This window comes from Mycobacterium aquaticum, from assembly GCF_002086485.1.
GTDB lineage: Bacteria > Actinomycetota > Actinomycetes > Mycobacteriales > Mycobacteriaceae > Mycobacterium > Mycobacterium aquaticum.
This window is the reverse complement of record NZ_MVHF01000022.1, coordinates 20,802-33,670: the sequence shown is the minus strand read 5'-3', so window position 1 is coordinate 33,670 and position 12,869 is coordinate 20,802. Positions and strand designations below refer to the sequence as shown.

Below are 12,869 nucleotides of genomic sequence, written 5' to 3'. Positions count from 1 at the left end.
TCTTCTCAGTTGTCGGGTATGCCTGCGCCGGCCAGCGCCGGCACGACGTCTTCTCGGTGCGCCAGCGAGAGCGCACCGACCTTGAACTGGGCGAGCTTGTCGATGATGCTCTGCCCTTCCGGCGTATGGCCCCAGATGCTGATGCCCTGATACGTGGTGGGCTCCCACGTGGATTCATCGACCACGATCGGGTTCCAGCCCACCTCCCATTCGAATCCAGACGGCGTCACCGCGTAGTAGGACAGTTCCCGGTCGTTGGTGTGCTGCCCTACTCCGAGCGCCATGTCGAAACCGAGCGCTTTGACGCGTTGGTAGGACCGCGTCAGGTCGTCGAGGTCGGCGACCTGAATGTTGAGGTGCTGCACCCGGGTGCGAATCGGGTTGATGGGCAGGCGGTTCACCGCGGCGATGGCCACCGAATGGTGCCGGGAGTTGACCCGCAGGAACCTGATCTTGAACTTGACACCGCTGATCGTCTCGTCGATGTAGTCGGACAGCCGAGCGTCGAAGACGGTCTCGTAGTAGCCACGCACCCGATGCGGGTCCTTCGCCGTGAGCGCGACGTGTCCCATGCCGTACTCGCCGGTGACGAACCCGCCGCGCACCGCGAGGGCTGGGGGTTCAGCTGCGGCACAAGGACTGGTGAAGATCTCCTGGCTCAGACCGTTGGGGCCCGGCAGGCGTACCAGTCGTTCGACTCCGCGTAGCGCGGCCTCCTCGGACGTCCCCTCGGCCACTCGAACGCCGTGACCTGTCACCCGGGCCAGGATCTCGTCGAAGGTGGCGTGGTCGTCGACCTGCCAGCCGATGGCCGTGACATCCTCGGACGGCCCACGCTGCAGCAGGAACCGGCAGGCGTTGTCGTCCAGGCGAAATCGCATGACGCCCGGGACGGTGTCGTCGAGGTGCATGCCGATGGCGTCGCGACCGAAGCGTCGCCAGTCGCTGAATCGCTCGGTCTCGACAACCAGATAGCCCAGGCGCAGTTGACCGAAGATGTTCATGACGCGAGCACCGATCCGTCGGAGAGGAATTCGGACACGATTCGGTTGAAGAACTCGGCCCGCTCCCACTGCAGCCAGTGGCCGGTGCGACTGGTCATCACCAGTTCGGCGCTCGGCATCGTGTTGAGCAGTAGCGGGCCCCCGGCCGAGCGGTTGACCTTGTCGTCGCGACCCCACAGCACGAGGGTCGGTGTCTGCAAGGTCGCCAACCGCGGGTCGCGGGTCAGGTCCATGCGCCACAGGGTACGCAGCGCCAGCGGACCGGACGGGCGGCTCAGAGGTGGGTTCGCCACCACCTCGGGATCGATCGATGCCCGGTAGCGTACGTCGATCAGCTCGTCGGGGACCGAATCAGCGTCGTGGACAAGGTAGTTACGGATGAAGGCGGCCAGCTTGTCGCGGCTGGGCCCGGTGCCGCCGTAGTAGGACAGCAGGCTGTTGAGCCCGGCGGTGGGCAGCATGCGGGTGGTGCCGATGCCTCCCGGACCCATCAGGACGAGCTTGCCGACGCGGTGCGGCGTGTCCAGCGCCAGCCGCAGGGCCGCCGCACCACCGTAGGAATTGCCGACGAGATGCGCTGTGTCGATGTCGAGTTCGTCGAGCAGGCCCCGGATGGCGTCACCGAGATAACCGAACGGGTCGCTCTTGTCGATGCGCTTGTCGGATCTCCCGTAGCCGGGCATGTCCGGCACGATCACCCGGTAGTGCTGGGACAGGGCGTCGATGTTGCGGGAGTAGTTCGTGACGCCGGAGGCGCCGGGCCCGCCGCCGTGCAGCATGACGACAGCGGGTCCCGCGCCGGCCTCGGCGAAGAAGATGTCTTTGTCGGCAACCCGGACGATATGTTCGGTGAGGGTGGTGGTCATGCGTGGGCTCCAGTCAAGTTGTGCAGGGTCAGTCCCGCCGGTGGATTGGGTAGTGATTCGCCGAGTCCGGCTGCGGCATAGATGAATCCGTCTGGTCGGAGCACCGCCGCGTGGGCGCCGTGATCGCGCAGCCACCGCGTCAGGCCAGGCTCGGAGATTCGGCGGGCCTGAAGACCGATCTGTTGCCACGCCCGCGCACCGGCGGGCAGGGCGCCCGTGTAGACCAGCGCCCATGTCCCGCCGAGGAGGTCGTCGAGGGGCATCGCCACCCCGTCGTGCGTGACGGTCGGTTGCGGGATCTGCCTGCCGACGGCGGGGTTGGGCATGGCGGCGAAGAATCCGTCGCCGTAGCGGGCCTCCGGAATCCAGAACCGCCGCTGTCCGGCGGCGAGAACACCGGGCACCTTCGTCAGCGCCCGGAGCACGTGATTGCGGAACGCCGCCACTACCGGGCGGCGTTCGGTGATCACACGGCCGACGACCACCGCACGTCGGGTCACTTCGGTCACGTGCGGTTTGCGTTCGGCCTCATACGAATTCAGGATCGATTCGGCGACCTCGCCGCGGAGCACTCCGGCCAGCTTCCAGCACAGGTTGGCCGCATCGCGCACGCCTGCGGACATGCCCTGACCGATCCATGGCGGCATGGCATGCGCGGCGTCCCCCGCCAGGAACACCCGGCCGACCCGCCACCGATCGGCGACGCGGACGTGGTGACTGTAGACCACCGCGCGCAGGATCTCGACATGCTCAGGCGTGATGCCCTGAGCCCGCAGCACCCGCCACACCGCTTCGTCGGTGACGAGCTCGTGCTCGTCCTCCCCTGGCCCGACCGGGAACTCCCACCGGTGATGACCGAGCGGCGTCGGGCAGTCCACGGTGGGCCGCTCGGGGTTGCAGTGGAACCGCAAGCGGTCGTGGGCATCCCACTCCCGCAGCACCTTGGTGTCGATGACGACCCAACGTTCGGCGTAGGTGCGGCCGCTGTAGCCGACCCCGAGCAGTCCACGCGTCGGTGACGATCCGCCGTCGGCGGCGATGACGTAGGACGCGCGCAGTCGTGTGAAGGTGTCGGTGCGCAGATCACCCAGCAGGAGTTCGACATGGTCTTCGCGGTTGGCGACCCGCAGGCATTCGCGCTCCAGCAGCACGTCGACGTTGGCGAATCGCACCACCCCCTCGCGCAACACCTCGTCGACGGCGGGTTGGTACAGGAACTGCTGTGACGGATGGCCGCAGCCGCGTCCTGTGATGACGGTTTCGATGAAGGCTCGTCCGTCGGCGTCGACGAACGCCAGCGGTCGGCCGGGCAGCATGTCGCGCTGCATGCGCGCGGCCAGGCCTACCGACTGCCACACCCGCATCACCTCTTCATCGGTCGAGATGGCGCGGGCGCGGTTGTAGATGTCCGGATCACGCTCGATCACAACCACTTTCAATCCAAGCTGCCCCAGCAGATTGGCCGCGGTGGCACCAGTCGGCCCATAGCCGACCACCGCTACGTCATAGATGTCTGCACTGGTCACTGATCGCCTCTCTCGGAGAGCTTGTTCTGTAGTGATCACTACGGTAATGTAGTGATCACTACAGAGTCAATAGGTCGTCCAGGGAGGGCAGATGGCAGACACGACACGTCCCACGCCTCGTCGCAAACGCGCCGACGGAGAACAGTCCCGCGAACGAATCCTCGACGCCGCCACCGAGATTGCCTCTGAGCGCGGGTACGAGGGAACGAGCATCGCCCTGGTCAGCAAGGCCTGCGGACTACCGGCCAGCTCCATCTATTGGCACTTCAAGGACAAGGACGATCTGATCGCCGCGGTGATCGAGCGCAGTTTCGCCGGTTGGCTCAACGCCTGGCGTCTGCCCGAGGACGGCGAACCCCGCGAACGCGTGAGCGCGATGGCCATGCAGATCGCCAAGGCCCTGCTCGACGCTCCGGACTTCCTGCGGCTCGGGCTGATGCTGGCGCTGGAACGACGCCCGGTCGAGCCGCGGGCCCGAGCGATGTTCCTGCGCGCGCGAGCTCAGGCCGCCGACGAAATGAAAGCCGCATTCCACGAATTCACCACCGGCCTCACCGACGCCCAGATTGATCTACTGGTCACCTACGCGATCGCCGGGGCGGATGGTTTGTTCGTCGCCAAGGAGATCGGCGGGGATTCGGTTGACATCCTCGCTCTGTTCGAGGTGCACGCGCATGCCATCTACGACACGGCGATGCGGATGATCGCCGAAGGCACCGACCGATGACGGCGCTCTGCTGGCCCGTGGCGGTACTCGGGTCCGGCAGCGTCGGCACCGACCTGATGGTCAAGATCCGGCAGAGCGACGGCCCGCTGTCGGTGGCCGCCATGGTTGACGGCGTCGACGAACTGCTCGCCATGCCGAATTTCGCCGACATCCGACTGGTTTTCGACACCACCGCGCCCCGGGCCCGTACCGGCGGCTGGGCCGCACTCACACAGAGCGGAGCCCGGACGATCGACCTCACCGCGGCCACGACCGGTCGGCATTGTGTGCCGGTCATCAATCTCGACGACTTCCGAGACACCAGCAGTTTGCACATCGGAACGGGTGCCGGGCAGGCCGCCGTCCCGATCGCGGCGGCGATCGGACGATCGGGCGTCGTGACGTACGCCGAGACCGTCTGCGCGGTGGCGTCGCGATCCGCCGCGCCCGACGACCGGGCCGGCGTCGACGAGTTCATCGAATCCACCAGTGCCGCGCTGCAGGAGGTCGGCGGAGCTCTCCGGGGTAAGGCCGTGCTGTTGCTGAGCCCGGCCGATCCTCCGGCGTCGATGCGAAGCACGGTCTACTGCCTCCTCGAGGGCGACCCCGATCGCGAAGTGATCGAGAACGACATCGTCGACATGGTCGAGGAGGTCAGCCGGTACGTGCCGGGCTACCGCCTCAAACAACGCGTGCAATTCGAGACGTTCGGCACCGAGAGCCCGCTGTACGTCCCGGAGGCCGGCCCGTTCACGGGTACGCGCGTCACCGTCATGCTGGAGGTCACCGGCGCGGCCGATCACCTACCGGCCTACGCCGGTCACCTCGACATGGTGACCGCGGCCGCCAAGGCGACCGCGGAGCACATCGCCCTCCACGCCAATGGAACTGGTTCATGACCCGCCCCGTGTACATCAGCGATGTGACGCTGCGCGATGGCATGCACGCGGTGCGTCATCAGTACCGCATCGACCAGGCCGTGCGGATTGCGCAGGCCCTCGACGCCGCCGGGGTCGACTCGATCGAGGTGGCCCACGGCGACGGGCTGGGCGGTTCGAGCTGCATCTACGGCTTCGGCGCCCACACCGATCTGGAGTGGATCGAAGCCGTCGCCGACACGGTGACCCGGGCCAAGGTCGCCACCTTGCTGTTGCCGGGAATCGGGACCGTCCGAAATCTGACCGACGCCCACCACGCCGGCGCCACCGTGGTTCGGGTCGCCACCCATTGCACCGAAGCCGACCTCTCCGCCCGCTACATCGCGTCGGCCCGCGAACTCGGCATGGACACCGCCGGTTTCCTGATGATGAGCCACATGACGACGCCGAACGTTCTGGCCGAGCAGGCCCGATTGATGGAGGGCTATGGCGCGACGTGTGTCTACGTCGTCGACTCGGGGGGTGCGATGACCATGCGTGATGTCGCCGAACGGGTCAGTGCGCTACGCCAAACCCTCTCCGCCACAACTGATATCGGTATCCATGCGCACCACAACCTGGCACTCGGCGTGGCCAATTCCATCACGGCCGTGGAACACGGCGCGCACCGCGTGGACGCGTCGCTCACCGGCATGGGGGCGGGTGCGGGCAACGCACCCCTTGAGGTGTTCGTCGCCGCGATCAGCAAGCTCGGCGCCTCACACGGCTGCGACCTGCACGCGTTGCAGGACGCCGCCGACGACATCGTGCGTCCCTTGCAAGACCGCCCGGTTCGAGTGGACCGCGAAACTCTGACTCTCGGTTATGCCGGGGTGTATTCGAGCTTCCTGCGGCACGCCGAGTCGACGGCCGAGCGCTACGGCATCGACGCACGCACGCTGCTCGAGGAAGCCGGCCGTCGTGGCATGGTCGGCGGCCAGGAGGACCTGCTCGTCGACATCGCACTGGATCTCACGACAGAATCCGCCCCGGCGGGGTGATGCGTCCGTAAGGTGTGGGAGTGAGCGCGCGCGGGTGGTTGTTGTTCAGCGCGATGAGCATCATCTGGGGCATTCCCTACCTGCTGATCAAGGTTGCGGTCGAGAGCGTCTCCGTGCCTGTGTTGGTTCTGGCCCGCACCGCCGTCGGGGCGCTGGTGCTCCTGCCGCTGGCGCTGTCCCGCGCGGCCTGGGCGCCGGTACTGCGGCACTGGAAACCGGTGCTGGCCTTCGCATTCTTCGAGATCATCGCGGCCTGGGTACTGCTCACAGACGCCGAACGCACGCTGAGCAGTTCGATGACCGGTTTGCTGATCGCCGCGGCGCCGATCATCGCGGCGATGCTCGACCGGCTCACCGGCGGAGAACGCCTGAGTGCCCGGCGCATCGCAGGGCTGGCCGTCGGGATGGCCGGTGTGGCGGTGCTGGCGGGCCCTGGCCTGACGGGAGGCCACGGCGTGCCGATCCTCGAGGTGCTGCTGGTCGCGACGTGTTACGCGATCGCGCCACTGGTGGCCGCGCGCTATCTCGGCGACGTACCTGCCCTGCCGTTGACCGCGGCATGTCTGACTCTCGCCGCCGTGATCTACACCGCTCCTGCCGTAGCGGCCTGGCCGCACGAGATGCCGTCGCTGCGCGCACTTCTGGCGCTGGCCGTGTTGGCCGTGGTCTGCACGGCGCTTGCGTTCATCATCTTTTTCGCGTTGATCCGCGAGGTGGGCCCGGCCCGCGCACTGGTGGTCACCTACATCAACCCGGCCGTGGCGCTGGCCGCCGGGGTGATCATCCTCGGCGAGCCGCTGACGGTGTGGAATGTGGCGGGCCTCGGCTTGATCCTGGCCGGATCGGTACTGGCCACCCACGCACCCAAGGAACCCGAGACCGAGATCGCGCGGTGAATCTCAATTTGGACAGTTGTCCATCATCAGTGCCCTCTCTGTGCATTTCCCCGGCTCGAACCGACGCCATGATGCCCACGCTTCACCGTCGGCGCGTTAAGTCCGTTGTCCTGGCGGTACCTTGAGCAGTTGATTGCCCAAGAGCCCGATGCTCGATATTCTGGACACATGTCCAGCCCGACGGTGGCGACAGTCACCCGTCTGCATGACGCCTACGGTCGGCGCGCACATACGTGCCGCCGCGTCTTCGGTGCCGCGGCACAACTGCTCGAGGGCGATGCCGACGTTTCGGTGTCGCGGTTGGCCGCACAGGCCCAGATGGCGCCCGCGACGTTGCGTGCCCACTTCCCGTCGCTCGAGGTGGTGTTCGCCGAGCTCTACCTACATCGGGTCACGACACTGCCGCTCGACATCGACCCAGACATTGGCATTGCCGACCGGGTCAGCGACCAGCTCACAGCGATGACCCTGCTGCTGGCCGACGAGCCCAGGTTGGCCCGCATGTGCACCCGCGTGCTGGTGAGCACCGATGACGACGCGATTGCCGACGTCCGATCACGCATCTCCGATGAGGTACGCCGGCGGATTTCGACGGCGCTGGGAACCGGCGCCTGGCCAGAAGTGCTCGCGACGCTGGAGTCGGTCTTCTGGGGCGCGCTGCTGCAGGCCCAGACCGGCCCGATGACCTACCGGCAAGCGGCCCGGCAACTGCAAACCATGGTCGCGCTCATCGTGCCGCAGGCCTGAGTCGACACCTGCCCGCGATGACGACCCATCGCTGATCGAAATCAAGAACCGTCTGGGTGTCAGCCCGCGAGCGCTGCCAACCATCCGCCGTATTGGGTGATGTCCCGGCCATGCTCGGCAGCGGCATGGTCGCAACCGAATCCGGTGATCCAAGAACCGTCGTCGAGCTCGACCTTGCCGAGCATCATCGGCTGGGGCAGTTCATCGAGGAAGTCGCCGAGAGCGGCTCGCGACAACGCCCACCGCTCCCCCACGATGGTCGCGCCACCTTGCGTGACGCGAACCAACCCGGGTTTCGCTGGGACGGTATCGAGGGCGTACAGCCGGTAGTCCGGCGCGGTTTTGACGGCGCCGACCCATCGGGCACCTCGACTAGTCAATTGGTGCTCCAACGGCTGGCCCCGCAGGTGCGCGCCGAACACGGCGAGCTCCGTGACCGCTGCCCCGCCGCGCTCAGGCCAACCGGCAGCTGACGGCTCACCGAGGAGACGGCCGGCGAGGTCGGCAATGACGGCGTCGTGAAAAGCCGGAGCCAGCAGCGTGATACCGAACTGCGCGCCGTCGGCGACGGTTCCGGCAGGAATGGCGACCGCACACATGTCGAACAGGTTGCAGAAGTTGGTATAGCGGCCCATGCGGGCGTTCACCGCCACCGGGTCGGCCGCGACGTCGGCGATACGTGGATGTGTGGGTGCGGTGGGCACCAAGAGCGCGTCGCAGCCGGCAAGTTGTGCCAGCGCCTCGGATCGCAACTCCTGCACCCGGCGGCGGTCCCGCAGCAGATCTGCCGCCGCGTGCCTGCCCGCTGCCATGATGATGGCTGCGACGGTCGGGTCCAATCCCGCGTCGGGGATAGCGCGTGACACGAACCCCCCTGCTGCATCCCAGCGTTCGGCAACAAGCGCGCCGTTGTACAGCAGGTCGGCGGCGGTGAAGAACGAGTCCATGGCCACGGGCACGGTGTCGCATCCCGCCGCCCGTGCTCGATGCACCGCCGCCTCGAAAGCCGCCCGCCAGGCGGCATCGAGTTCGGGTAATTCCGCAGGCACTGCGACGCGCGGAGCAGGCGGTGCGGCCAGCGGAATGTCGGCAGGCCAGCTTCGTTGCGGCGCACCCGAACTCATGACCGCCATGGCAGCCTGTGCGGTCGCCAGGTCGGTCGCGAAGATGGTCACGCAGTCATAGCTGGCGCACGCAGGCACGACGCCCTCTGTGCTCACGACGCCGATGGTCGGCTTGATCCCGACCAGACCCTGTAGTCCGGCGGGCACCCGCCCGGATCCGGCGGTGTCGGTACCGATCCCGATGTCGGCGAACCCCAGCGCGACCGCGACCGCCGAACCTGAGCTCGATCCGCCCGAAATGTACTCCGGTCGCCGTGAATCCCGCACCGCACCATAGGGACTGCGGGTTCCGACCAACCCCGTGGCGAACTGGTCCAGGTTGGTCTTCCCGATGACGACGGCACCGGCGGCCTTGAGAGCGGCGACCGCCGGTGCGTCGGCATCGGGACAATAACTGAAGCCTGGGCACGCCGCCGTGGTGGGTACACCGGCCACATCGACGTTGTCTTTCACCGCCAACAGCAGCCCGGCCAAGGGGCCCGTCGCACGTCGGCGGTCACGCTCGACGTCGGCCTGCGGGCGCAGGTGGATGAAGACCTCACTGCGGCCGCTGTTCTCGATGCGCCGGTAGATCTCGCTGACGTCATTCATGGCCGATGATTCGCTCGCGAGCTCACTCATGCGGACTCCTTCTTGGCGAACTCCCCCGCCGCGGCCCACCGCTGCCGTTCCTCGGCGCGGGCGGCCTCCATCGCCGCGCGAGTGGCGGCGATGTCGCCGGCATTGGCCTCCAGGAACCGATCGTGTTCGGCCAGTGAGAAGGTCCCGTCGGCGATCTCGACGCGGCCGCGCCCGGCAGCCATGTCGGCCCGCAGGTCGAGCAACTCGTCGGCGGAGACCGGATACCACCGGATACGGTCGAAAAACCGAAGTAGCCAAGGATGTTCAGGTTCGAAACCCTGGGCGCGAAGCGGATGACGGTGATTCCAGATCTGGGTCGTGCGCCCGACGAACTGATAGCCGCCCGGGCCCTCCATGCCGTAGATGCACAGGTACGCCCCGCCGATGCCCACAGCGTTCTCCGGAGTCCAAGTGCGAGCCGGGTTGTACTTGGTGGTCACCAGCCGGTGTCGTGGGTCCAGCGGAGTCGCCACCGGCGCACCGAGATACACGTCACCCAAGCCGAGCACGAGATACTCTGCGTCGTAGACGATCCGGTGTACGTCGGCGGTTGACTCCAGGCCGTTCATCCGACGAATGAACTCGATGTTCCAGGGGCACCACGGCGCATCCGACCGCACGCCGTGCATGTATCGCTCGATCGCCTCACGAGTCGCGGGATCGTCCCAACTCAATGGCAGCCGCACTGTGCGGCTGGGCACGACGAGATCATGCGCTGCGGGCAGCGACGCCTCCCGCTCGGTCAACAGGGGCACCAGCTTCGACAGCGGGAGCCGGTCCGGGTCCACCTTCACCTGCAACGAGCGCACGCCTGGCGTGAGGTCGACCAGGCCGGCGGGCCGTTCCTGTTCCAGCGCATGGTGCAAGGCATGCACACGAGCCCGCAGCGCCAGATCGAGACGCATCTCCCCGTACTCGACGAGCACGTTGTCGTCGCCGCAGCGCCGGTATGTCACCGTCGTCGATCCGTCGGATGAGGTTGTCCGGTGCAGGATTCCGTTGTCCTCGTCACCACCGGAAGAGAACACGGCCGGAATGAAGGCGCGCCGCGACCTGCCGACGGTGGCGGGTGACGGTGCCGCATCGGCCCGCACCGGGACGAACCGCACCGTGGCACCGGGCGCGAGCTGGCCCAGCTTCCACCGATCGGCGGCGGTGACGGTGACCGGGCAGACGAAGCCGCCCAGGCTGGGACCGTCGGGCCCCAGCAGAATCGGTGTGTCCCCGGTGAAGTCGAGCGATCCGACCGAGTAGGCGTTGTCGTGGATATTCGACGGGTGCAGTCCAGCCTCGCCACCGTCGGGCCGGGCCCATTCGGGTTTCGGACCGATCAACCGCACCCCGGTGCGGTCGGAATTGAAGTGCACTTCATAGTCGTGCTGCAACAGGATGTCGATATCACTGTCGGTGAAGAACTCTGGTGCTGAATGCGGGCCCACCGTGACCGCGATGTACCAGTGCTTGCCGATGGCGGGTTGCTCGTCGTACAGGATGCGCCGACGCCGGGCCCCCGGGGCGTCGGCAATTTCGAGTTTGTCGGCGACGCACAGCACCCGGCCCTCGTGTCCACCGAACCGGCCGAGGGTGAATGTCGCAGCACTGCCGAGATATTCGTCAGCACGCAGCCCACCGGCCACCGCGATGTACGAGCGCAAACCGGCGCCGGCGACCGTACCAACGTCGAGGATCTGATTGGCCCGCACCAGCGCCGGCTCCCATTGCGGTATCCGCATCCCGTCGATCGTGACCGGGGCCGGCGCGCCGGTGACACACACCCAGGTGTCGGTGTCGAAGCGCAACGCGGGGCCGGCCATGGTGGCCTCGAGCCCCGGCGTGCCTTCGGGATTGCCCACCGCGATGTTGGCCAACCGGAATGACACATCGTCCATGGGTCCTGACGGCGGAACTCCGATCTGCCAGTAGCCGACCCGCCCCGGCCAGTCTTGGACGGTGGTGGCCATGCCGGGCCGGACGACCTCCACCCCCCGCACGCGAGGAGCACACGAGAAACCCGTCACGGGCGCGTCACCACCATCCGCACAGCGGTCGGATCGAATCCGTTGCAGGGATTGTTGATCTGCGGGCAGTTCGACACCAGCACCAGGGTGTCGATCTCGGCGCGCAGCGACAGTTTCTTGCCCGGTGCGGACAAGCCGTCGACGATGCCCAGTGAACCGTCCGGATCCACCGGCACATTCATGAAGAAGTTGATATTGCTGACGATGTCGGCCTTGGTCAGCCCCCAGCGCGCACCCTCGCCGATGAAGTTCTCCACGCAGGCGTGCTGGTGCTTGGTGTGGTGCCCGTAGCGCAGTGTGTTGGACTCCTGCGAGCAGGCGCCGCCGAGGGTGTCGTGATTACCGACCTCGTCCTCGACGATCGTCAGCATCGGCGCACCGTCGCTGTCCCGCAGCACCGATCCGGTGGTCAGGAAGATGTTGCCCTGCATGGCGATAGTGACCGGAGCGCTGTAGCGCACCGTGTGATCGCCGGCCCCGTAGAACAGGGTGTCCACCGCCTGATTGCCATGCAGGTCGACGATGGTCAGCACGTCACCGGCGCGCACAGTCTTCGACCACGGCGCTCGCGGCGGAACGATCTCGTCAACGATGGTCTCGGCAACAAGCACAGTCATCGGGCACTCCAGACGTCTTCGGAATTCAGGTAAGCGCGTTGGTATTCCGGGTCGCGGGCACTGAGCCCGTCCCCGATGGCCGTGAGGTCGTCAACTGCCGACCAGGCCACTACCTCGACCGGCCCGACATCGAACACCGGTGCCGGGTCCAGCGGATGAGCGGTGTTGGCGATGGCCACGATCAGCGGAAGATGCGTGATCAGTTCCACCGCCGTATCCGGGCCGGCAGACCCGGTCGACACCAGTGTGCCGTCGGACTCCACCCGCACTCCATGGAAGAACGACACACTGGGTGCGACGTCCCGGCGGGTCAGACCATTCTTCAGCGCGGCGAGCACCAAGAGCTCGCGGCCGGCGGGGCTTGCCGACTGTGCCTCACCGGCACCGTATTTCGCGCCATTGCCGGTGAGCGTGGTGGTACCGCATAGCGCATCGTGGTGGTGTGAGGTATCCGATACGACGGTGGCCAGTACCCGTCCCTGATCACTGAGTACCGGATGCCCGACCGAAAGGTAGGCCTGCCACGGCACTTTCACGGTGTCGGCGACGTTGAGCCGTTCCCATGGGGCGTCGGCACGCCACAGCAACACATGGGCGCACGCGCTGCCGTCCAGGTCACGCAATCGCAGCCGGGTGCCGCGGGCCAGCACCTTGGTGGTGTAGCGCCCACCGGGCACCGTCTCGGCCCAGGTCAGCCGCTGTGGATCCACCCCCGGCGGTGGTGTCGGCCAATTCGATGCCGGGACAACAGGCATGGCGTCAGTGATGGTGCCGGCCTGGGCGCGCGCGTGGTCGCGTGCCCCGGCAGTGGTCGCAGTGGTCATGC

At 67.0% G+C, this 12,869-nt stretch carries 12 protein-coding genes; 5 read left to right on the top strand and 7 right to left on the bottom strand.

The features are described from left to right. Positions 1 to 5 precede the first annotated feature (5 nt). Genes BST13_RS20670 through BST13_RS20660 form a run of 3 tightly spaced genes read right to left on the bottom strand, consistent with a single transcriptional unit; the run spans position 6 to position 3,396 of the window. Complete coding sequence (locus tag BST13_RS20670; protein WP_083165889.1) at positions 6 to 1,004, bottom strand: VOC family protein; 999 nt, start codon at positions 1,002 to 1,004, stop codon at positions 6 to 8. Continuing rightward, complete coding sequence (locus BST13_RS20665) at positions 1,001 to 1,870, bottom strand: alpha/beta fold hydrolase (RefSeq protein ID WP_083165888.1); 870 nt, start codon at positions 1,868 to 1,870, stop codon at positions 1,001 to 1,003. Before BST13_RS20665 ends, BST13_RS20670 begins: the two co-directional genes overlap by 4 nt. Then, entirely contained in the window at positions 1,867 to 3,396 is a 1,530-nt protein-coding gene (locus BST13_RS20660; RefSeq protein WP_083165887.1) for a bifunctional 3-(3-hydroxy-phenyl)propionate/3-hydroxycinnamic acid hydroxylase, read from the bottom strand. The genes BST13_RS20665 and BST13_RS20660 overlap by 4 nt, the downstream gene beginning before the upstream one ends. A gap of 91 nt (positions 3,397 to 3,487) precedes the next feature. Between BST13_RS20660 and BST13_RS20655 the strand changes: the two genes are divergently transcribed. The 5 genes from BST13_RS20655 to BST13_RS20635 all read left to right on the top strand — a co-directional run bounded on the left by BST13_RS20655 (position 3,488) and on the right by BST13_RS20635 (position 7,663). After that, positions 3,488 to 4,123 (top strand): TetR/AcrR family transcriptional regulator, encoded by a 636-nt coding sequence (locus BST13_RS20655; RefSeq protein WP_083165886.1) that lies wholly within the window; start codon positions 3,488 to 3,490, stop codon positions 4,121 to 4,123. Continuing rightward, positions 4,120 to 5,001, top strand: a complete 882-nt coding sequence (locus BST13_RS20650) for an acetylating acetaldehyde dehydrogenase (RefSeq protein WP_170064309.1) — start codon at positions 4,120 to 4,122, stop codon at positions 4,999 to 5,001. The genes BST13_RS20655 and BST13_RS20650 overlap by 4 nt, the downstream gene beginning before the upstream one ends. After that, on the top strand, positions 4,998 to 6,020 hold the full coding sequence (dmpG, locus tag BST13_RS20645) for a 4-hydroxy-2-oxovalerate aldolase (protein ID WP_083165885.1): 1,023 nt from the start codon (positions 4,998 to 5,000) through the stop codon (positions 6,018 to 6,020). The genes BST13_RS20650 and dmpG overlap by 4 nt, the downstream gene beginning before the upstream one ends. A 20-nt stretch (positions 6,021 to 6,040) precedes the next feature. Beyond that, positions 6,041 to 6,916, top strand: a complete 876-nt coding sequence (locus BST13_RS20640) for a DMT family transporter (RefSeq protein ID WP_083165884.1) — start codon at positions 6,041 to 6,043, stop codon at positions 6,914 to 6,916. Positions 6,917 to 7,084: 168 nt separating this feature from the next. After that, a complete protein-coding gene (locus tag BST13_RS20635) occupies positions 7,085 to 7,663 on the top strand; it encodes a TetR family transcriptional regulator (RefSeq protein ID WP_170064308.1) in 579 nt (192 codons plus the stop codon). Positions 7,664 to 7,722: 59 nt separating this feature from the next. Here the strand turns inward: BST13_RS20635 and atzF are convergent, their stop codons facing one another. Genes atzF through BST13_RS20615 form a run of 4 tightly spaced genes read right to left on the bottom strand, consistent with a single transcriptional unit; the run spans position 7,723 to position 12,867 of the window. After that, positions 7,723 to 9,408 carry an allophanate hydrolase gene (gene atzF, locus BST13_RS20630; RefSeq protein ID WP_083165883.1) on the bottom strand — a complete coding sequence of 562 codons (1,686 nt, stop codon included), beginning with the start codon at positions 9,406 to 9,408 and terminating at the stop codon, positions 7,723 to 7,725. Then, positions 9,405 to 11,399: a 5-oxoprolinase/urea amidolyase family protein gene (locus tag BST13_RS20625; protein ID WP_095533640.1), complete on the bottom strand. Its 1,995-nt coding sequence runs from the start codon at positions 11,397 to 11,399 to the stop codon at positions 9,405 to 9,407. Before BST13_RS20625 ends, atzF begins: the two co-directional genes overlap by 4 nt. A gap of 23 nt (positions 11,400 to 11,422) precedes the next feature. Beyond that, positions 11,423 to 12,043, bottom strand: coding sequence for an urea amidolyase associated protein UAAP2 (locus tag BST13_RS20620; protein ID WP_083165881.1), 621 nt, complete (start codon positions 12,041 to 12,043; stop codon positions 11,423 to 11,425). After that, positions 12,040 to 12,867, bottom strand: a complete 828-nt coding sequence (locus BST13_RS20615) for an urea amidolyase associated protein UAAP1 (RefSeq protein WP_083165880.1) — start codon at positions 12,865 to 12,867, stop codon at positions 12,040 to 12,042. Before BST13_RS20615 ends, BST13_RS20620 begins: the two co-directional genes overlap by 4 nt. Positions 12,868 to 12,869: the final 2 nt, after the last annotated feature.

Excerpts from the sequence above, each read along its gene's own strand:
- BST13_RS20615 (WP_083165880.1), bottom strand. The coding sequence starts at position 12,867 with ATGACCACTGCGACCACTGCCGGGGCACGCGACCACGCGCGCGCCCAG.
- BST13_RS20665 (WP_083165888.1), bottom strand. The coding sequence starts at position 1,870 with ATGACCACCACCCTCACCGAACATATCGTCCGGGTTGCCGACAAAGAC.
- BST13_RS20670 (WP_083165889.1), bottom strand. The coding sequence starts at position 1,004 with ATGAACATCTTCGGTCAACTGCGCCTGGGCTATCTGGTTGTCGAGACC.
- atzF (WP_083165883.1), bottom strand. The coding sequence starts at position 9,408 with ATGAGTGAGCTCGCGAGCGAATCATCGGCCATGAATGACGTCAGCGAG.
- BST13_RS20650 (WP_170064309.1), top strand. The coding sequence starts at position 4,120 with ATGACGGCGCTCTGCTGGCCCGTGGCGGTACTCGGGTCCGGCAGCGTC.
- BST13_RS20620 (WP_083165881.1), bottom strand. The coding sequence starts at position 12,043 with ATGACTGTGCTTGTTGCCGAGACCATCGTTGACGAGATCGTTCCGCCG.
- BST13_RS20655 (WP_083165886.1), top strand. The coding sequence starts at position 3,488 with ATGGCAGACACGACACGTCCCACGCCTCGTCGCAAACGCGCCGACGGA.
- dmpG (WP_083165885.1), top strand. The coding sequence starts at position 4,998 with ATGACCCGCCCCGTGTACATCAGCGATGTGACGCTGCGCGATGGCATG.
- BST13_RS20635 (WP_170064308.1), top strand. The coding sequence starts at position 7,085 with ATGTCCAGCCCGACGGTGGCGACAGTCACCCGTCTGCATGACGCCTAC.